We start from the raw sequence: 19,895 nt of genomic DNA on the forward strand, positions 1-19,895 counted from the left end.
AATCCCCGGCGTTGTTTCCATGTGGCCATTCAGCTTTCGCTTTGTGGCGTCAAAGTGGTAGAAGCATGGAAACCGCGCTTTAATACAGTCACATATTATTGCGATCACGCGAAATATCGTGTTGAAATCATTGATCTATCTGACTTGAAGATGATGTCGTTCCCCTTCAAAACCTTTGATAGTCCTGGGTTTTTAAGCTTCAAGACTTTAGAAACGGGCATGTAACGCGCTGTTAAAGCCACGGCACATAACAATATTGTAACAATTTGATATTGCAGAGCTTCCACAGCTATCAATGAGCGCGCCCCAGTCGGCGACCGACACGAGCCAACAAAATAACCGGAAGGATGCCGACCACAACAATTGCCAGCGCCGCAACAGAAGCTTCTTCATAAGTGCCGCGCGCGGCCTCGCCATAAAGATGCGTGGCAAATGTCTCAATGTTAAGCGGACGCAACAGAAGGGTTGCAGGCAGCTCCTTCACACAATCCACAAAGACCAGCAATCCTGCCGCCACGATTGCAGTCTTGGAAAGCGGTAGATGCACATGATAGAATGTGGCCGTCACACCGCGCCCCAGACTACGCGACGCCTGATCAAGTGATTGTGGAATGCGCTCGAGTCCCGCATCGATGCCACCGGCAGAAATCGCCAGAAACCGCGCAACATAGGCATAGACAATTGCAGCACCTGAGCCAATGAGCAGCAGTCCGGTTGATAGTCCGAACAGATAACCAGAGACCTGATCAAACAACCGATCAACTGCGCCCGAAACAATCATAATGCCGATTGCGATCACCGTTCCGGGGGCCGCATAGCCCATTGTGGAAAAACGATAAAACCAGCGCGATGCAGCACCGGGAAAAAGCCGCATTGCATAAGCGACCATCACACCCAATAACAGCACCAGAATGGTTGCGGCAGACGCGAGCATGACCGTGTTAAAGGCTTCTCCCGCAAGGCGCGGCGAGATGCCTGCAAAGCGCATACGTTTAATTGCTTCGATGACCAGATAGGTCGCAGGCATGATGAAGCCGATGATGATCGGCAGAGCACAAAGCACCGCCAGCCATAGACCTCTGAGTGGGGTTACTTTGAGTGGTTCAAACCCGCGCGAATGGCGAATATTGGATGAAAAGCGCTGCTTGCGGCGCGCCCAGCGCTCAACAGATACAAGGGCAACAACCAACAGCAAAAGCGCCAGCGCAAGTTGTGCCGCACCCGGCAGATCAAAGCGCGTCACCCAGGTCGTATAGATCGAAACTGTCAGTGTACGCACGCCAAGAAACTCGGCAGCACCAACGTCGTTGAGTGTTTCCATCAGGGCAAGACTTACCCCCACTGCAACCGCAGGGCGCGCGAGCGGTAGCGCCACCCGCCAGAAAATTCCCCTCCGGCTCACGCCCAAGGTGCGAGCGGCCTCGATCAAACTTGCCGACTGCGTGAGAAACATCGCGCGTGTCGGGATATAAACATAAGGGTAAAGAACAAAGCCCAGCAGAATGATGCAACCGGTCATTGATCTTATATCGGGCAGACGAAACTGGCGCGGCGTATCAAAACCCAGCACAAAGCGGATTGCACTTTGCACGGGGCCAATGGGATGCAGAATATCGAGATAGGCATAGGCGACGATATAAGTCGGCACTGCAAGCGGCAGCAAAAGCGCCCATTCCAGCACGCCACGTCCGCGAAAATCATAAGCCGTCACAAGCCATGCCGTGGATGTGCCAACCAACGCCGTGATAAGCCCGACCCCCACCAGCAGAATAACTGTGTCTTTGAAAGCAGAGGCAAAAATCGTCGAGAAAAGATGGCCCCACAAACCGGAAGAACCTCTGAACGCTTCCGTTATAAGCGCCAGCACCGGCAGACAAAAAAGCAGCGCAATCAGACCGGAAAGCCACAGCCAACAGCGCCCGGAGCGGGTCCGATAAGGCAGGGATGACGATGCGGCTTGCGCTGTTTCCGGCATGCTTTCCTCATATTACAACGCCGGCGCAAGGATGTGCACCGGCGTCGCGTTTACAACAGTAATCGACTTTTAATTGTCAAAACCAACTTTGTCGACCAGTTCGCTGGCTTGCTTGCGGTGGGTAACAATTTCCGAAAGTGGAACCTGATCGATCTTCAGCTCGCCGAAGGATTCGACAATCGGATCGACCGAAGCACCCGGCTTCACAGGATATTCGTAATTGGCCTTTGCATAAAGCTGCTGAGCTTCGTCCGAAACGAGGTATTCAAGAAGCTTGACGGCTTCTTCCTTGTTTGGAGCGTTTTTGGCAACGGCTGCACCGCTGATATTGACCTGTGTTCCGCCATCCTTGAACGTTGGGAGAACGACCTTAATGCTATCGGCCCATGTCTTCTGCTCATCGCCACCCTTGCCTGACCGCATCAGTCCGACATAGTAGGAATTCGCAACCGCAATGTCACAAATTCCGCCAGCAATATCCTTGGCGCCGTCACGGTCACCACCGGCAGCCTTGCGCGCCAGATTGGCCTTGAGGCCTGTCAGCCACTCTTCGGTCTTTTCTGCGCCATGATGCGCAATATAATCCGCAATCAGCGCCGTATTATAAGGGTGCTGACCGGCACGGATGCAGATCTTGCCTTTCCATTTCGGATCAGCCAGGTCTTCATAGTTAATCTGGTCCAGTTCGAGATCCTTGTCCGCATAAACCACACGCGCGCGCATCGACAGGCCGTACCAGTTGCCGTTCGCATCGCGAAGCTGTTCAGGAACAGCATCCTTCAGCGTCTGGGAATCAACTGCCTGCGTCAATCCCTTGTCAACGAGATCGACAAGATTGCCTGCGTCCACCGTCATAAGAATATCGGCTGGGGATTTATCACCTTCCGAAGCAACACGTTCTGCAAGACCATCTTTAAGGAACACGGTATTGACGGTTGTTCCCGTCTTTTCCTTATAGGCATCAAGCAAGGGCTGAATCAGGCCTGGTTCACGCGTTGTATAGATATTCACCTCATTTGCATTTGCAGCACCTGAGAGAAACGTCGCAGCCATAAGAGCCAGTCCAGCACGCGCGATCTTGGGCATATTACCTCCGATAAAATATGTTCATTTGGAACTATATGTGATGCAATCGGAATATATTGGCTGCATTTTGCAGGGTCAATCTTGCGGGGCAATAAATATGATAAATTCACTCATTATTTTGCAAATACCAGTGCTTTGTCCCAATCGACACGCACACAGACAGACGTTGTGCTCTCAGGCAGATGATGTTGGTTACGCACACGCACCCGTTCTTTATGATCAACGAGATTGATCAGCAGTTCTTCCGTCTCACCCAGATAGGTACGAGTTTCGATATAACCGCGCAATCTATCGGGCGCATCATCGGAAATAACCGCGATGTCACGTGGCCTGACATAAACCAGCACATTCCCCGTTAACAAACGATCCTTTGGCAGATTAACCTCGCCGATTGCCGTTTCGATAACATTACCGCGAACCACGCCCTCAAGCGCATTGAAATCACAGAAAAAATCCGCAGCATAACGGCTGCTCGGATGATCATGCAGATCCCGCGCCGGACCTTGCTGCACAATCTCGCCAGAGCGCATCAAAACAACCCGGTCACCTGTGGAAAGCGCTTCTTCGGCCTCATGTGTCACGATGATAACCGGTGTGCCAAGCGCGCGCAGAAGCGCCATGGTTTCTCTGCGAACCCGCGCGCGCAAACCACGATCAAGATTGGAAAAAGGTTCATCCATCAACAGCAGATCGGGCTTGGGCGCCAACGCCCGGATAAGGGCCACACGCTGCTGCTCGCCGCCTGACAACATGTGGGGATAGCGCTCGGCCATGGCTGAAAGACCGACAAGATCCAACAGTTCATTGACCCGCGCCAGCGCCTTGTCCTTATGCAGCTTTCGCAAGCCAAACATTACATTTTCCCGCACTGTCAGATGCGGAAACAAGGCATAGTCCTGAAAGACCACCCCGATATTTCGCTTTTCCGGTTCAACAAAAACCGAAGGACCAACCAAAGTGCGCCCACCCATGATCAATTGGCCTTCGTCGGGCGCGTCGATACCGGCGATAATCCGCAACAGCGAAGTCTTTCCACAACCGGAATGCCCCACCAGACAGATAATCTCTCCCGGCTGCACATCGAGCGAAATATGATCCAGCGCACGCACCGTTCCGAACTGACGCCCAATGCCTGAAAGTGTCAGTGCCGGGGCCGTTTCGTACTGTAGCTTCATGTCTTGTTGCGTGCGTGCATCCATAGAAGAGGCCGAGAGTCCTGTTTTCATCAAAGCGCATATAAAACGAGTTGAACGTCTTTGCCAATAAAACAAGAGAAATTACGTCAGGCATTTGCCAGAATACACTGACGATGAGAATAATTTGCCTCCTTATCCAGTTGAATAAGCTCGCAAATCACGCAATGCTGCACCCAACATATTTGCATGACAGGAGACGCACCATGGGGCCGATCACCGACAAAGTGACAACCGCTGAACGTTTGCCCCTGGAAACGAAGGTCGCCGTCATCGGTGCTGGCGTGATAGGGGTTTCAACCGCACTTTTTCTGGCAGAACGCGGCATTCCTGTCGCATTGTTCGAAAAGGGCGAGATTGCGGGTGAGCAATCAAGCCGCAATTGGGGCTGGTGCCGCCGCACAGGTCGCGACAGCCGCGAACTGCCGCTGATCGTCGAGAGCATGCGCCTTTGGGAAACAATGAATGAACATACCGGGCGCGAAACAGGCTTTCGCGTGACAGGCATTGTTTATACTGCCGAAAAAGAAGAGGACGTTGAGCGCTATGATCAGTGGATCAGGATTGCGCGCGAACATGGTATTGAGACACAACTTCTCAGCAGCAAGCAGGCAACGGACATTGTACCGGGGCTCAAGCGTTCGCTCAAAGGCGGCATGATTACGCCACTTGATGGGCGCGCCGAACCACAAAAAGCGGTTCCAGCGCTTGCCGCAAAAGCGCAGGAACTGGGCGCTGTTATTATGCAGAACTGTGCTGTTCGCGGCATCGAAACCACCAATGGCCGGGTTTCAGCGGTTTTAACCGAGAAAGGCCGCGTTGCTTGTGAAGCGATTGTCGTAGCCGGCGGCGCATGGTCGCGACTGATCTTGTCAGGCTTTGATGCGCATCTTCCGCAGTTGAAAGTCCGTTCATCCGTATTCCGAACTGCGCCCATTGATGCGGGTATCGATCCGGCGATCGCGTTTTCCGACTTTGCGCTGCGCAAACGCCTTGATGGCGGCTATACGATTGCCAGTCTTGGCGGCTCGATAGCCGACATCGTGCCCGACAGTTTCCGCTTCTTCCGGGATTTCATCCCGTCACTCTCAACCGAATGGCGCTCATTGCGCTTTCGTTTCGGCGAACGGTTCTTTGAAGAGGCTTTTCAATGGAAACTTCGCCCGGCTGATCAAACTTCCATCTTTGAGAAAATTCGTATCCTTGATCCAGAGCCGCATCGCGCTGCCAATGCGCAAGTGCTGACCAAACTCAAGCAAGCAATTCCGTCTTTCGCTTCCGCTCAAATCGCACAGGAATGGGCAGGACTGATCGACACAATGCCAGATGTTATTCCGGTCATCTCGCCCTTGCCCGGCATTGATGGTCTTATTGTAGCAACGGGTTTCTCCGGGCATGGCTTTGGCATTGGCCCCGGAGCAGGGCGACTGGTGGCCGATATAGTGACCGGCGAAACGCCAGTCGTTGATCCATCCCCGTTCCATATTTCGCGCTTCTCCGATGGATCGAAACTACGCATCGAAAACTGGGGTTAACCCCAGTCAAAGCCGGTTAATTGTTCCCGCCGCCGCCATAACCAATGGCGCGAAATGGCTGGAGAATGTTTCTTTGTTCCATTCGCTCAGTGAACCGCCCACATGCAGCGCTGCAACGGGACGCCCATCAGGACCACGAATGGCCGCTCCAATCGCGATTTCGCCCTGCAAAACCTCTTCCGATGCAAGCGCATAACCATTCTCGCGCGCTTCTAGCACCTTCTCCCAGATAGCCTGAGGATCGGTGATCGTGCGCGGCGTAAACTTTCGTCGATTGGACCGCTCGATGATTTCATTCACCTCGTCGTCGCTCAACTGCGCCATGACCGCCCGTCCGCCTGACGTGCAATAAAGAGGCACACTGTTACCGATAAGGGTTGCGAAGAAAGCCTCGCGTTTACTTTGCAAGCGAAGAGCATAGACCAGTCTGAGATTGTCGCGCACGCTCAAATCGACGCGCTCACTCGCATCACGCCGCAACTCAAGCAGCGATGGCAGCGCGCGAACGATCACAGAGTTAAGCCGCAAATAATCCAGTGTGTGATCGAGAATACGAATACCGGGTACATACCCCCGATCATTCGGATCGCGTTCGATATAGCCCTGCTGGCGCAAGGTATGAACGATGCGCTGAACGGCACTTTTGCCCATTCCGCATATTTTTGCGATCTCGTTGAGGGTGAGCGGTTTGCTGGTTCCGTGAAAAGCAGAAAGCACCTGCATGGCCCGCGCTATGGCGTTTACGAACAGCGGATCCTCCGCCTCTGTTTCCGGAACCGGACGCACTCCGTATTCCACTCTTTCAACATCACGCATAGCCCCTCCTTCAAATCCCCTTGACACCCTATCAAAATGCCAGCTATCGTCAATAGCAATACTACCGTATCGCCTAACGATACTTATGTCAATCATGAGGAGTGAGTGACGGGTGGATTGGAGGAGGAAAAAATGCGCGAAACACATCTGAATTTCGACGCGAGCAAAAAGGTTGGATGTCAAAGCCACCAGGCAGCCTTAACGCTGTCAGAAAAAACAACGGAACATCATCTGCAAATGGGAAAAACAATGTTTTATGAAAAGAACTCTCAGCCTTCATGGAAAGCGAAAGCGCAGCCAAAGCGCAGCTTAAACAGGTTCAGATCTGCTCTCGCAGGAATGGCAGCCGTACTGCTCGCCAGCTCTGCTGCATTTTCCTTGCCAGCACAGGCGCAGACAATCACAGCAGTCATGGAAGGGCTGCGGGTTCTTGATCCGGTCATCACAACCGCGCATATCACACGCAATCATGCTTACATGATTTATGACGTGCTTGTGGCCGTTGACGACGAATTTCAGCCACAGCCACAAATGGCAAGCTGGACCGTTTCCGATGATAAAAAGACCTATACTTTTACACTGCGTGACGGATTGAAATTCCATGACGGCGCGCCTGTCACTGCCGCCGATGCCGTTGCATCGCTCAAACGCTGGGGCCAACGTGATTCCGGTGGGCAAACGATCTTCAAGCTGACGGATAGCCTTGAACCAAAAGACGACAAAACCATTGTCTGGACATTGAGCGAGCCCTTCGCGCCGCTTCTTGATACCATCGCCAAGCAGTCTGCACTTCCGCCCTTCATCATGCCTGCGCGCATCGCGGCAACACCGGCAGATACCGCAATCACCGAGCATATCGGATCGGGTCCATTCAAATTTGTGGCTGAAGAATTTCAGCCGGGCGTAAGTGCGAGCTATGTCAAGTTTGAGGATTATGTACCGCGCGATGAGCCACCAAGCTGGATGGCCGGTGGCAAAAAAGTCAATGTCGAGAAAGTCAAATGGGTCACGATGGCAGACTCCCAGACCGCCGTTAACGCGATCATGTCTGGCGAAGTCGATTTCATTGATCAGGTCCCTGTCGATCTGCTTCCAATCCTTGAGACCAGTGACGATATTGCAATCGAACTGCGCGATGATCTGGGTTATCAGGCCATTGGCCGCATGAACTTCAAATACCCACCTTTTGATAACAAAAAAGTCCGTCAGGCGGCTCTTAAGGCACTGAGCCAGAAAGACTTTCTGGCCAACATCGTCGGCAACCCGGAATATTACAAAGTCTGCGGCGCGATCTTCGGCTGCGGAACACCACTGGGTGATGAAACGGGCGGTGAGACGCTTGTGAACGGTGGTGATATTGAAGGCGCAAAAAAGCTTCTTGCAGAAGCAGGCTATGACGGCACACCCGTCGTCATTCTTCAGCCGACCGACGTTCGTGTCATTGCCTCCCAGCCTATCGTTGCTGCACAGGCTCTGCGAGCAGCAGGCTTCACTGTGGATATGCAGCCAATGGATTGGCAAAGCGTTGTCACGCGCCGTGCCAATAAGGGCAAGCCAAGCGAAGGCGGCTGGAACCTGTTCTTCACAAACTGGATCGTGCCGGAAGTTGATAATCCGCTCATCAGCCCGATGCTCAATGGCCGCGGCGATCAGGCGTGGTTCGGCTGGCCGAAAGACGATGAAATCGAAGTCATGCGTCAGGAATTCATTGACGCGACGACACCTGAGGAACGCAAAGCAGTTGCGAAGAAAATTCAGGTCCATGCGATGGATACTGTGAGCTATCTGCCGCTGGGCCAGTTCTATTCGCCACATGCACGCAGCAAGGCTCTCGAAGACATGGTCATGTCGCCGGTGCAGGTTTTCTGGAACGTGAAGAAGGCCGAATAGGCTTTTGAAACGGCTGCATAAAAGCGGCGGACACCAGACAGGCGGCGCGTTCTGATCGTTAAGAACTGCCGCCTCACAAAATCAGACAAGGGTGTGAACGTAGCGTTGCTTACATTTTACAACCTTCACACCCCTTTGACTAATTTCCGACAAGGACAACTCGATGTTCGGTTTCATCCTGCGTCGCATTCTTGCCGTCATCCCGGTGATGGCAATTGTCGCGATCTTTGTTTTCTTGCTTTTGCGTCTGACGCCCGGCGATCCGGCGGCAATCATTGCGGGTGATGCCGCAACGACCGAGCAACTGGACCGCATCCGTGAATCACTGGGGCTTAATCTGCCACTTCATGTGCAGTTTATAACGTGGCTCGGCCATCTGCTTCAGGGCGATCTCGGCACATCGCTGATCTCGGGAACGTCGGTCACAACAATGATTGGGCAGCGCATCTGGCCAACGCTCAACATCGCCGTGCTGACAATTGTCCTCTCGGTTGTCATCGCTGTACCGCTGGGCATTCTTGCGGCATGGCGTCATCGGAGCTGGATCGACTATGGTGTCATGACCCTATCGGTTCTGGGCTTTTCAATACCAGTTTTTGTGATCGGCTATCTGTTCATCCAGTTCTTCTCTATTGAGCTACGCTGGTTCCCGGTTCAGGGGTACACGGCTCCATCCCAGAATTTCGGCAAGTTTCTATCACGCGCAGCCCTGCCCTGTTTCACGCTCGCCGTCATTTACGTGGCACTAATTGCGCGCATGACACGCGCATCGATGCTCGAAGTGCTTGGTGAGGATTATATCCGTACAGCGCGTGCGAAGGGTGTGCGCGAGAAAGTGGTGCTTTTTCACCATGCATTGCGCAATGCAGCCGTTCCAATCCTGACGGTGATCGGTACCGGCTTTGCCCTGCTTATCGGCGGTGTGGTGGTGACCGAAAGCGTCTTCAACATTCCGGGCATTGGACGTCTGACGGTGGATGCGGTGCTTGCGCGCGACTATCCGGTTATTCAGGGCATGATCCTGCTCACCAGTGCGCTCTACGTGTTTGTCAATCTGCTGATTGATCTCTCATACACCCTCTTCGACCCAAGGATCCGTTACTGATGTCAGCCTCACCCCGCCCGGCAGCACGCCTGCAATGGCTGCTCAATACCTTATCCTTTTCCAAGGCAACGCGGCTCGGAATTGGCCCGGTGGTCGCTGCCATCATTCTGATTGTGATTGTTGCCATAACGCTGATTTCGCCATGGATTGTCCCCCATGACCCCATGGGCATGGATGCGCTGCAACGCCTCAAGCCTCCAACCGACACCTATCCGTTGGGCACTGATGGTTATGGCCGTGATCTCCTGTCACGTGTGCTGATGGGCGGACAGGTTTCACTGCTCATCGGTATTGGCGCGGCGATTATAAGCGTGTTGTTTGGCTTGTTCATTGGCCTGATTGCCGGTTTCTTCCGCTTTGCAGATGCCATCATCATGCGCATCATGGACAGCCTGATGGCAATCCCTTCAATCCTGCTTGCCATCGCGCTGATTGCGCTTAACGGTCCGAGCATCTGGTCTGTTCTTGCCGCCATCACCATTCCGGAAATTCCGCGCGTGGTGCGTCTGGTACGCTCCATCGTGCTCTCGGCGCGTGAAGAGCCTTACATTGAAGCAGCGCTTTCGCTTGGTTCTTCCACACCAAAAATTATCTGGCAGCATCTGATGCCGAATACCTTGGCGCCGCTGACAGTTCAGGCCACTTATGTTTGTGCCTCTGCAATCCTGACCGAAGCAATTCTGTCGTTCCTCGGAGCCGGTGTTTCAACCGAAATTCCAACATGGGGTAACATCATGGCCGAGGGCCGGCTTTACTTCCAGCTCAAGCCATCATTGATCTTCTGGCCGGGCCTGCTGCTGTCGCTGTGCATCCTTTCCATCAACCTTCTGGGCGATACGGCGCGCGATCTGCTCGATCCACGTCTGAAGAAACGCGAGGGCTGATCATGATATTCAAGAACCGCAATTTTGATAAAGAACCCACCGTTCTCGAAATAACCGATCTGAGCGTGAGGCTTGCAGGCAATAGCAATGCTGCACCAGTTCTCAATGGCCTTTCGCTTAAAATCCGCAAAGGTGAAACGGTCTGCCTTGTCGGCGAAAGTGGCTCGGGCAAATCTGTCACCTCGCTTTCGATCATGGGGCTTTTGCCAAAAGGCGCGCTGGAACCTGCGGGCGGGCGAATTGATTTGGAGGGCAAAAACCTTCTCGATCTCGGTCCACAGGCGATGCGTGCCATTCGGGCGCGAAAAATATCCATGATCTTTCAGGAGCCGATGACCGCACTTAATCCGGTGTTGCGCGTTGGCGAACAGATCGAAGAAGTGCTGCGCACGCATTTGAACCTGCCTGCCAACGAACGAAAAGCCCGCGTTCTGGACATCATGGAACAGGTGCACCTGCCCGACATCGACCGTGTCTATCGTTCCTATCCGCACCAGCTTTCAGGCGGCCAGCGCCAGCGCATCATGATTGCCATGGCACTGGTGCTTGAGCCGCAATTGCTGATTGCCGATGAGCCAACAACCGCGCTTGACGTGACCACGCAAAAACAGATCCTCAGCCTGATTTCTGAAATGCAGGAAAAGCACGGGACGGCCGTGCTTTTCATCACGCATGATATGGGTGTTGTCGCCGAGATTGCCGACACAGTTCATGTGATGAAACATGGCAATGTGGTCGAGCATGCCCCTGTCGAAACACTGCTGCGTGCACCACAACAGGATTACACCAAGAAGCTGCTGCAATCGGTGCCGAGCCTGACGCCGCGTGCGGCCCGCGATGTTGCTTGCGAGGCAATCGCGCTTCGCGTCAATGATCTTCAAAAGAGCTACGGAACCCACTCCGTCTTCGCAAAAGGCGATCACACCTTTGCGGCAAGTGATGTGAGTTTCACGATCAAACGTGGCCGCACATTGGGTATTGTGGGCGAAAGCGGCTCTGGTAAATCAACGGTAGCGCGTTGTGTGATGCGTCTGATCGAGCCGACATCCGGTGAGATTAAGGTGGCGGACTTTGATATTGCGCAACTCACCCAGCGCCAACTTAAACCCCATCGCAAACATATCCAGATCATCTTTCAGGACCCGTTTCGTTCGCTCAATCCACGCTGGACAATTGGCAGAAGCCTGATCGAAGGCCCGGTCAATATGGGCGTCGAAAAGCGCAAAGCGACAGCGCGCGCGGCAGAACTTCTGCAACTGGTTGGCCTGCCCGAGGATGCGATCAATCGTTATCCGCATCAGTTCTCAGGCGGGCAGCGCCAGCGCGTTGCTATTGCACGCGCGGTTGCGATGGAACCTGATGTGCTGGTCGCTGACGAAGCCGTTTCCGCGCTTGACGTTTCGGTTCAGGCGCAGGTGCTGCAATTGCTCGACGAATTGCAGGAAAAACTCGGCATTGCCATTCTTTTCATCACCCATGATCTGCGGGTCGCCGCGCAGATTTGTGACGATGTGCTGGTGATGCAGCACGGACGCGTCGTCGAATACGACACCGCGTTCAACGTGCTTTCCGCGCCAAAACACGCCTATACGCGCAGCCTTATCGATGCAGCCCCCGGCAGAGAATGGGATTTTGCCCAATTCCGGGAACTCGCCATCGCATGAAGCAAATCCTTCTAAACCAAATTCTAGTTTCCCATACCATGGATAAAATCTGATCATGACTAAACTCAATGCACTGACCGCCCATGAAATGATTGACGGCTATAAGGCCGGGCGCTTTTCACCCGTTGATGTTACCAAGGCCGTTCTCGAGCATATTGAACGCCACGAACCAGAATTGAATGCAATGTGGTTCGTCGATGCGGATGGTGCACTTGCTTCCGCAAAAGCCTCTGAAGCACGCTGGCAGGCCGGAGAGCAAATCATGGCCAATGGCGTGTCATTGGATGGCGTGCCGGTTACACTGAAAGAAAACATCGCCACCAAAGGCGATGCGATGCCGCTCGGCACAGCGGTGACTGAGTTGAAGCCCCTTGCAGCCGATGCGCCTCCGGCAGCGCGCCTGCGCGAAGCCGGTGCAGTCTTCATCGGTAAGACGACGATGCCGGATTTCGGTATGCTGTCATCTGGCCTTTCAAGTTTCCATAAGCTGGCGCGCAATCCATGGAACACGGACATGAACCCCGGCGGTTCAAGTGCGGGTGCGGGTTCTGCCGGTGCAGCCGGATATGGCCCCATTCATCTTGGCACAGATATTGGCGGCTCTGTTCGTCTGCCTGCGGCATGGTGCGGTCTTGCTGGATTGAAGCCAAGCCTTGGGCGTATTCCTATTGACCCGCCCTTCATGGGCCGTGTTGTTGGACCAATGACCCGCACAGTTGCAGATTCTGCCCTTGCCATGGCCGTGCTATCGCAGCCCGATCACCGCGATCATATGAACCTGCCCTTTGCAGATATTGCATGGAGCGACCTCAAACGCGATGTAAAAGGATTGCGCATCGCCCTCCATCTTGATCCCGGCTGTGGCATGCCTGTTGATCCGCAAGTTTATGATGCTGTCAAAGCAGCAGCCGACGTGTTCAGTGCCAATGGTGCGATTGTTGAAACGCTTGATCCATGGATGAGCGAAGATATGCTCAACGGTTTGGATAGTTTCTGGCGCACCCGTGCAGGTATTGATGTTGCAGCTCTCTCCGATGAAAAGCGTGAGAAGTTGTTGCCGATCATTCGCACATGGGCGGAATCGGGTTTGGGCAAAAGCGGCGAGGATGTCTACAAAAGCTACACGAAAGCGTTGCAAATTCGTTCAACCACTGTCGCAGCCACATCCGCTTATGACTTCGTCCTCTCGCCCGTATCGCCAAATGTAAGCTTCCCGGCAGACTGGGCCTATCCATATGATAACGATGTTAACCGGGCTATGGCGCATATCAATTTCACGCTGCTTTACAGCATGAGCGAGCAACCCGCGATTTCTGTCAATTGTGGTTATGACAGCGCCGGGGTGCCAATTGGTTTGCAGATTTCCGGGCGTCGTTTTGACGACCTTGGCGTTCTGCAAATGGCGCATGCGTGGGAAGAGATGCGCGGACCCCAGCGCGCCTGGCCATTCTAAAACGCAGAGTAAGCCGGGCGGCGGAGACAAGCCCCTGCCCGTCTTAATCTTACCCCTTGCCGAAAGCCTGAGCTGCTACATATCCATCTTTATTGTATCAGTCAGGGAGACAAAGAATGGGTGAGGCAGGTATAGGCTGGATTGCAGCAATCATCATTGGGGGCCTTGCAGGCTGGATAGCATCCAATTTCATGAATAGTGACACGGGCATATTCATGAATATCATTCTGGGTATCATCGGCGCAGCGATCGCCAGTTTTATCTTCGGCTTCCTCGGTGTGTCGTTCGGTGGCTGGCTCGGCTATCTGGTTGCCGGCTTTATCGGGGCCTGTATATTGATCTGGGTCGGCCGAGCAATCAGTTGATGCCCACTCAACATCGAAAAAGCCCCGGAACGCGGGGCTTTCTCTATTTTAACCGTCAAGATTTTAAGCGGCCATTGCCAACTTCTAAACAGCCCGTCAAACGCACCGCGCGCAAGGAATAGCTCTGCTCGGTGTCAGCACAATTATCATCAACTCAGCACCGACAGTAATTTGACACTGCGGTTCGGCTGGGTGTTTGCCCGCCCGTCAAGGGTGTTATGCGCATCGTAAGTACACAGGCGGCTCGTTCCACGCGCCGTGATAAATTTGGGTAATTTAACTTGATTATTAAATTCATATTTAATAGCTACTCCTGATCAGATCATAGAATAAATGGGCAGGCAGGCGTGCATTTCTTACATCCTCTCCGGGTTTTCCTGTTGCGCAGCATAGCAAAATCCCTGTTTGTGCTAATACTGCTTCATGTTGCACCACTGATGGCCTTTGCGGAAAATACTCCCGCCAAACGCATTGTCTCTCTCGGCTCCGATATAACGGAAATCATTTTCGCACTGGGAGCAGGCGACAGGATCATCGCTGTTGACCGAAGCAGTAAATTTCCAGCCGAGACTGCCGCTAAAGCCAATGTTGGCTACCGGCGCAGCCTTTCGCCAGAGGGTATTCTGGCGCTCGACACGGACCTGATTATTGCATCTGAAGATATTGGTCCGCCGGAAACAACCGATGTGCTCAACCAATCAGCGGTCGAAATTCTCTATGTTCCCGTAGACAACACCCGAGAGGGACTGATCAAAAAAATCAGCCTCATTGCACAGCGCCTCGGTCGGAAACAGCAAGGTGAAACCCTGACGCAGACAGTCATCGACGATTTTGATGCGGCCACGGCTTATGCCAGCAGAATATCGGCAGACAAGCAAAAGAAAGTGGTCTTCTTTCATGGTTTGGCGCGTCTGAGCGGTGCGGGCAGCGACACGGCAGCCGATGCTTTTATCCGTTATGCAGGCGGGATCAATCCGCTTTCAGCCTATTCCGGCTATAAGCCTGTATCCGAAGAATGGCTGGCCAAGGCTGAACCGGACATTGTTTTGATGCTCTCTGACGGCAATGGCGGGCCAAGGCACGAAGATGTCTTTTCACACAAAGCGTTACAAGAAACGCCTGCCGCGCGCAGCCGGTCACTGATTGTACTGGAAGGACCATATATGCTGGGATTTGGCCCACGCACAGCCGATGCAATCCGAAAACTGGCTGCGGCGCTTTACGAGTAACCAATGAAGAAAGCCCCTCTATTGGAGGGACTTTCTGATTTTATGTTTGCGAAATTATGCGAAATCTTCTGGCAGAAGTTCCTTTGGGAAATTCTGGTAAGAAACCGGGCGCAGGAAGCGCCGGATCGACATCGTGCCCACACTGGTTGCACCGAAGTTTGTGGAAGCCGGATATGGTCCGCCATGAACCATCGAGTCGACCACTTCAACACCGGTGGGGAAGCCGTTGACGAGAACACGGCCTGCCTTGCGTTCCAGCACTGGAAGGAGCTTCTGTGCAGAGGCAATGTCGCCAGCATCCATATGAATGGTCGTGGTCAGCTGGCCTTCAAAGCCGCGGGCAAGCTTTTCCATCTCATCGACTGAACCCACGCGGACAACCAGTCCGAGAGGACCGAACACTTCTTCACCAAGCGCATGATCGGACAGGAAGCGTTCACCGGTTGTTTCAAACAGGTTTGGCGAAGCCTGACGACCCGACGACTGGGTTTCGTAGAGCGGCTTGACTGCATTGCGCGTATCAAAACGCTCTTTGCCTTCATGATATGCCTGCGCAATACCATCAGTCAGCATGGTCTGCGGAGCGACTTTCTTGAGCCCCTCAACAGTTGCCGCAGTGAAGCGATCGGCATCAGCACCATCAAGAACGACGGCGATGCCGGGATTGGTGCAGAACTGACCAGCACCCATGGTGAGCGAGCCAGCCCAGCCCTGTCCGAGCGTTTCGGCGCGCGCCTTCATGGCTTCCGGCAGCAGGAACATCGGATTAACCGAACCAAGCTCACCAAAGAATGGAATAGGCTCTGGACGCGCAGCGCAAAGGTCAAACAATGCACGGCCACCGGCGAGAGAGCCCGTGAAGCCAACAGCCTTGATATAAGGGTTCTGAACGAGCGCATGACCGACATCACGGCGACCGCCCTGAATGAGCGAGAACACACCTGGATGAACGCCGGTCTTCTTGATTGCGGCTTCTACGGCTTGCGCAACAATTTCACCCGTTCCCGGATGGGCCGAATGGCCCTTCACGACCACAGGGCAACCGGCTGCAAGCGCTGCTGCGGTATCACCCCCGGCAGTCGAAAACGCCATCGGAAAGTTCGATGCACCAAAAACTGCGACAGGCCCGATTGGACGCTGAACCAGACGAATTTCAGGACGCGGCGCTGGCTGACGATCAGGAAGCGCTGCATCAAAACGGCGATCAAGATAGTCACCCTTTTCGATATGGTCGGCGAACAGTCGAAGCTGGCCGGTGGTGCGTCCGGTTTCGCCTTGAAGTCGTGCTTCCGGCAAGCCGGTTTCCTGTGAGCCGATCACGACGATATCGGCAATGCGTGCTTCAATTTCATCAGCGATTGCGCGCAGGAACTGAGCGCGTTCGGCACGGGTTGAATAGCCGTAAGACCAGAAAGCGTCTTCAGCTGCTTCACAAGCACGATTCACCAGATCAACTGTACCAACTGCAAACGAATGAGCAGGCCCACTTGCTGGTGAAGATTCAAAAGTGCCGGCTCCGTCGAGCCACTCGCCAGCAACAAGGTGTTTTCCTTTGGGCGTGAATGCCATTCGTTCATCCTCCTGTAGAAATCGACGTACAATTAAGCCAGTATCCGGCTACATCTAAATTGCACATACCTAATGATTGTATACCCTAAATCTTTGTATACAGTGTGTGCGCAGATATCAATTGCCTGTAGACACCTCCTGTCAGGCGCAGCCATGAAAGACGCATAATGAGCGAGACGACCATCCTGAGCATTGCTAGCCTTCACGACCGCGTAGAGGCGATTTTTCGTAAAGCAGGGTTAAACGCTATACAGGCTGCTGCCGTCGCTCGTGTGATTGTTGCGGGTGAACGCGATCACTGCAAATCTCACGGCATATACCGTATCGAGGGTGCGCTTCGCACAGTCAAGGCCGGGAAGGTAAAAGCAGACGCAATTCCTGAAATCGTGAAAGATGAAGCCTCCAGCATCGTGCGCGTCAATGCGAATTTCGGCTTTGCAAACCCGGCTTTCGAGTTGGGCGTCCCTGTGCTTGCCGAGCGCGCACGTAAGAACGGCTTAGCCGCCCTCGTCATCAACGACTGCACGCATTTTTCGGCACTCTGGCCGGAAGTCGAAGCGCTGACGAGCGAAGGTCTCGCAGCACTCGTCATGTGCCCAAGCTACGCAACGGTTGCGCCAACCGGCGGCAACAAGCCGTTGCTCGGCACCAATCCTTTTGCCTTTGGCTGGCCGCGCAAGGAAACATCGCCTTATGTCTTTGACTTTGCAACCTCTGTTGCGGCGCGTGGCGAGATCGAACTGCATCGCCGCGCAGGCAAGCAATTGCCGGAAGGCTGGGCGCTGGATGCAGAAGGCAACCCGACGATCGATCCAGAAACTGCACTGGCAGGTGCCATGCTGCCGTTTGGCGGGCATAAGGGGTCGGCAATCAGCACAATGGTTGAACTGCTTGCTGCCATCATGATCGGCGACCTGACCAGCCCCGAAGTGCTCGATTTCCTCGGCACCACCACATTGTCGCCAGTGCATGGCGAGCTCATCATCGCATTTTCACCGGAAGCCTTTGCCAAGGGCCGACCCGGTGATCCATTTGCCCGTGCGGAAGCTTTCTTTGAGGCGATCGTCGGTCAGGGCGCTCGCCTGCCATCGCAGCGCCGCTTCAAGGCACGCGCGGAATCTGAAAGCGATGGCGTCAAGCTCACCAAAGCAGAAATCGACCAGCTTGATCTCCTTCTGGAAAAAGGTCTGGATGCCATTTCCTAAACCAAAAGCGGCTGGAATTTTCAGCCGCTTTTTATTTACGTCTAAATTTGTCTAACTCTTGTGCCCGTTGAAAAACCGGAATCTATTATGAATTGCGATATTAAGAGTCGCCTCCGCCGAAGCGCCCTTGAAACCCGCAAAATATTGATGATTACCGGCTCCCAGAAGCCTGGATCTCCAGAGGAAAAAGCATGAAGACTACCGCTCCGAGGCGCCTGAAGCGCTCAACTATTCCAACTGCACTCATATTCGCCCTATGCCTTTCTGCATCGCCGCAAGCTGTAGAAGCTGCGACACCCGCTGACACGCTGGTGATTGCAATGAGTATTGATGACATCATTTCGCTCGACCCGGCAGAAATTTTTGAAATTACCACATCGGAAATGCTGACCAGCACCTACGAACGTCTGGTAACGACAGATACCAAGGATCCGACTAAGATCATTCCACAGATCGCCGAAAGCTGGACTTTTTCTGATGATGGTAAGTCGATTACATTCAAAATCCGCGACGGCTTGAAGTTTGCTTCGGGCAATCCGATCACCGCGCAAGATGCGGCTTACTCCATACAACGTGCAATTAAACTTGATAAAAGTCCCGCTTTCATCCTCAGCCAGTTTGGCATTACGCCTGATAATGTTGAGCAAAATGCAGTAGCCGTTGACGATAAGACCTTTGTTTTCACCACCGGCAAGCCTTTTGCGCCAAGCTTTGTTCTCAACTGTTTGACCTCCAGCGTCGCCTCGCTCGTCGATAGCAAGTTGGTCAAGGAACATGAGCAGAAAACTGAAAAAACCGAGACATATCCCTATGAAACTGACTTTGGCTATGAATGGCTGAAGAACAATTATGCAGGATCTGGTCCGTTTGCACTCAAGCAATGGCGTGCCAATGAAGTACTTTTGCTGGAACGGAATGACAATTATACCGACGCCAAGCCTGCAATGAAGCGTGTGATCTACCGCCATGTAAAGGAAGGCATGTCGCAGCGGCTTTTGCTTGAGGCCGGCGACATCGATATCGCACGCAATCTGGAACCGGGAGATATTGAGCAGCTGGCAAAGGACAGCAAGTTCAACATCATCAACGCCCCCAAGGGACGCGTCTATTATCTGTCGATGAATCAGAGTGTCCCTGAACTCGCCAAGCCGGAAGTGCGTCAGGCACTGAAATATCTCATTGATTACGACACCATCGAAGGTACCCTGATCAAGGGAATTGGCCGCAAGCATCAGTCCTTCCTGCCGGTTGGCATGTTTGGCGCTACGGACGACAATCCGTTCGATTACAACGTTGAAAAAGCCAAGGAACTGCTTGAAAAAGCTGGATTAAAAGACGGCATCAGCGTCACCTTAGACGTCCGCAACAACCAACCTTATGTCGGCATTGCTGAAAGCATTCAGCAGACGATGGCAAAGGCTGGAGTGAATGTCGAGATTTTGCAGGGCGACGGCAAACTGACGACAACAAAAGTCCGCGCACGCAAGCACCAGCTTGCCCTCGGCATCTGGGGGCCGGACTATTGGGATCCACATACGAATGCCGTCACCTTCACCAACAATCCGAACAATGGCGATGAAGTTAATTTGCGGACCACTGCATGGCAGGCTTCATGGGACATTCCTGAACTGACTGCTGAAACTATGGCAGCAGCCGAAGAGCGCGACACGACCAAGCGCGAAGCAATGTACCACGATATTCAGAAGAAGTTTCAGGAAACAAGCCCGATCGCTGTTATCTATCAACAGATCGAAACAGCTGCAACGGGTGCGAATGTGCATAACTTCAACATGGTTGCTGATGCCAACTATGTCGCCACAGTAACAAAAGACTAATCAAAATGGCCGGGTGATAAATCACCCGGCCATCAAACTGCTGACAAACCTTCTGGGCAGAGCGTGCGCGCTTAACCGTACCCGATTGCTC

At 53.4% G+C, this 19,895-nt stretch carries 15 protein-coding genes; 10 read left to right on the top strand and 5 right to left on the bottom strand.

The window, feature by feature from the left end:
- Window positions 1-292 precede the first annotated feature (292 nt).
- From ABE527_RS09305 to ABE527_RS09315, 3 genes are all read right to left on the bottom strand, one after another.
- Window positions 293-1,975 (bottom strand): ABC transporter permease, encoded by a 1,683-nt coding sequence (locus tag ABE527_RS09305; RefSeq protein ID WP_499696734.1) that lies wholly within the window; start codon window positions 1,973-1,975, stop codon window positions 293-295.
- A 69-nt stretch (window positions 1,976-2,044) separates the two neighbouring features.
- On the bottom strand, window positions 2,045-3,061 hold the full coding sequence (locus ABE527_RS09310; RefSeq protein ID WP_265984030.1) for a Fe(3+) ABC transporter substrate-binding protein: 1,017 nt from the start codon (window positions 3,059-3,061) through the stop codon (window positions 2,045-2,047).
- Window positions 3,062-3,174: 113 nt separating this feature from the next.
- Window positions 3,175-4,260 carry an ABC transporter ATP-binding protein gene (locus ABE527_RS09315; RefSeq protein ID WP_499696785.1) on the bottom strand — a complete coding sequence of 362 codons (1,086 nt, stop codon included), beginning with the start codon at window positions 4,258-4,260 and terminating at the stop codon, window positions 3,175-3,177.
- 200 nt (window positions 4,261-4,460) lie between these two features.
- Here ABE527_RS09315 and ABE527_RS09320 point away from each other — a divergent pair, with 200 nt between their 5' ends.
- Window positions 4,461-5,789, top strand: a complete 1,329-nt coding sequence (locus tag ABE527_RS09320) for an NAD(P)/FAD-dependent oxidoreductase (RefSeq protein WP_265984029.1) — start codon at window positions 4,461-4,463, stop codon at window positions 5,787-5,789.
- Window positions 5,790-5,795: 6 nt separating this feature from the next.
- Here ABE527_RS09320 and ABE527_RS09325 read toward each other — a convergent pair whose 3' ends face one another.
- A complete protein-coding gene (locus ABE527_RS09325; RefSeq protein WP_265984028.1) occupies window positions 5,796-6,605 on the bottom strand; it encodes an IclR family transcriptional regulator in 810 nt (269 codons plus the stop codon).
- A 339-nt stretch (window positions 6,606-6,944) separates the two neighbouring features.
- Between ABE527_RS09325 and ABE527_RS09330 the strand changes: the two genes are divergently transcribed.
- The 7 genes from ABE527_RS09330 (at window position 6,945) to ABE527_RS09360 (ending at window position 15,195) form a co-directional block, all read left to right on the top strand.
- Entirely contained in the window at window positions 6,945-8,495 is a 1,551-nt protein-coding gene (locus tag ABE527_RS09330) for an ABC transporter substrate-binding protein (RefSeq protein WP_499696786.1), read from the top strand.
- 163 nt (window positions 8,496-8,658) lie between these two features.
- A complete protein-coding gene (locus ABE527_RS09335; RefSeq protein ID WP_265984027.1) occupies window positions 8,659-9,600 on the top strand; it encodes an ABC transporter permease in 942 nt (313 codons plus the stop codon).
- The gene (locus ABE527_RS09340; RefSeq protein WP_499696735.1) at window positions 9,600-10,484 is read left to right on the top strand and encodes an ABC transporter permease; all 885 of its coding nucleotides are present in this window, start codon (window positions 9,600-9,602) and stop codon (window positions 10,482-10,484) included. The genes ABE527_RS09335 and ABE527_RS09340 overlap by 1 nt, the downstream gene beginning before the upstream one ends.
- 2 nt (window positions 10,485-10,486) lie before the next feature.
- On the top strand, window positions 10,487-12,148 hold the full coding sequence (locus ABE527_RS09345) for an ABC transporter ATP-binding protein (RefSeq protein ID WP_499694314.1): 1,662 nt from the start codon (window positions 10,487-10,489) through the stop codon (window positions 12,146-12,148).
- Window positions 12,149-12,203: 55 nt separating this feature from the next.
- The gene (locus ABE527_RS09350) at window positions 12,204-13,601 is read left to right on the top strand and encodes an amidase (protein ID WP_265984024.1); all 1,398 of its coding nucleotides are present in this window, start codon (window positions 12,204-12,206) and stop codon (window positions 13,599-13,601) included.
- 116 nt (window positions 13,602-13,717) lie between these two features.
- On the top strand, window positions 13,718-13,966 hold the full coding sequence (locus ABE527_RS09355) for a GlsB/YeaQ/YmgE family stress response membrane protein (RefSeq protein WP_265984023.1): 249 nt from the start codon (window positions 13,718-13,720) through the stop codon (window positions 13,964-13,966).
- A gap of 407 nt (window positions 13,967-14,373) precedes the next feature.
- Window positions 14,374-15,195 carry a heme/hemin ABC transporter substrate-binding protein gene (locus ABE527_RS09360; protein WP_499696736.1) on the top strand — a complete coding sequence of 274 codons (822 nt, stop codon included), beginning with the start codon at window positions 14,374-14,376 and terminating at the stop codon, window positions 15,193-15,195.
- Between the two features lie 54 nt (window positions 15,196-15,249).
- On the opposite strand, the gene ABE527_RS09365 is transcribed toward ABE527_RS09360, so the two are convergent.
- Window positions 15,250-16,764, bottom strand: a complete 1,515-nt coding sequence (locus ABE527_RS09365; protein WP_499696737.1) for an aldehyde dehydrogenase (NADP(+)) — start codon at window positions 16,762-16,764, stop codon at window positions 15,250-15,252.
- 167 nt (window positions 16,765-16,931) lie between these two features.
- Between ABE527_RS09365 and ABE527_RS09370 the strand changes: the two genes are divergently transcribed.
- Complete coding sequence (locus ABE527_RS09370) at window positions 16,932-17,969, top strand: Ldh family oxidoreductase (protein ID WP_499696738.1); 1,038 nt, start codon at window positions 16,932-16,934, stop codon at window positions 17,967-17,969.
- A 191-nt stretch (window positions 17,970-18,160) separates the two neighbouring features.
- On the top strand, window positions 18,161-19,804 hold the full coding sequence (locus tag ABE527_RS09375; protein WP_265984019.1) for an ABC transporter substrate-binding protein: 1,644 nt from the start codon (window positions 18,161-18,163) through the stop codon (window positions 19,802-19,804).
- The last annotated feature ends 91 nt before the right edge of the window (window positions 19,805-19,895 follow it).

Origin of the sequence: Brucella sp. TWI432 (assembly GCF_039674445.1) — a bacterium.
GTDB classification, from domain to species: domain Bacteria; phylum Pseudomonadota; class Alphaproteobacteria; order Rhizobiales; family Rhizobiaceae; genus Brucella; species Brucella chromiisoli.

Excerpts from the sequence above, each read along its gene's own strand:
- ABE527_RS09335 (WP_265984027.1), top strand. The coding sequence starts at position 8,659 with ATGTTCGGTTTCATCCTGCGTCGCATTCTTGCCGTCATCCCGGTGATG.
- ABE527_RS09315 (WP_499696785.1), bottom strand. The coding sequence starts at position 4,260 with ATGGATGCACGCACGCAACAAGACATGAAGCTACAGTACGAAACGGCC.
- ABE527_RS09325 (WP_265984028.1), bottom strand. The coding sequence starts at position 6,605 with ATGCGTGATGTTGAAAGAGTGGAATACGGAGTGCGTCCGGTTCCGGAA.
- ABE527_RS09355 (WP_265984023.1), top strand. The coding sequence starts at position 13,718 with ATGGGTGAGGCAGGTATAGGCTGGATTGCAGCAATCATCATTGGGGGC.
- ABE527_RS09345 (WP_499694314.1), top strand. The coding sequence starts at position 10,487 with ATGATATTCAAGAACCGCAATTTTGATAAAGAACCCACCGTTCTCGAA.
- ABE527_RS09365 (WP_499696737.1), bottom strand. The coding sequence starts at position 16,764 with ATGGCATTCACGCCCAAAGGAAAACACCTTGTTGCTGGCGAGTGGCTC.
- ABE527_RS09330 (WP_499696786.1), top strand. The coding sequence starts at position 6,945 with ATGGCAGCCGTACTGCTCGCCAGCTCTGCTGCATTTTCCTTGCCAGCA.
- ABE527_RS09340 (WP_499696735.1), top strand. The coding sequence starts at position 9,600 with ATGTCAGCCTCACCCCGCCCGGCAGCACGCCTGCAATGGCTGCTCAAT.
- ABE527_RS09320 (WP_265984029.1), top strand. The coding sequence starts at position 4,461 with ATGGGGCCGATCACCGACAAAGTGACAACCGCTGAACGTTTGCCCCTG.
- ABE527_RS09305 (WP_499696734.1), bottom strand. The coding sequence starts at position 1,975 with ATGCCGGAAACAGCGCAAGCCGCATCGTCATCCCTGCCTTATCGGACC.
- ABE527_RS09375 (WP_265984019.1), top strand. The coding sequence starts at position 18,161 with ATGAAGACTACCGCTCCGAGGCGCCTGAAGCGCTCAACTATTCCAACT.
- ABE527_RS09310 (WP_265984030.1), bottom strand. The coding sequence starts at position 3,061 with ATGCCCAAGATCGCGCGTGCTGGACTGGCTCTTATGGCTGCGACGTTT.
- ABE527_RS09350 (WP_265984024.1), top strand. The coding sequence starts at position 12,204 with ATGACTAAACTCAATGCACTGACCGCCCATGAAATGATTGACGGCTAT.
- ABE527_RS09370 (WP_499696738.1), top strand. The coding sequence starts at position 16,932 with ATGAGCGAGACGACCATCCTGAGCATTGCTAGCCTTCACGACCGCGTA.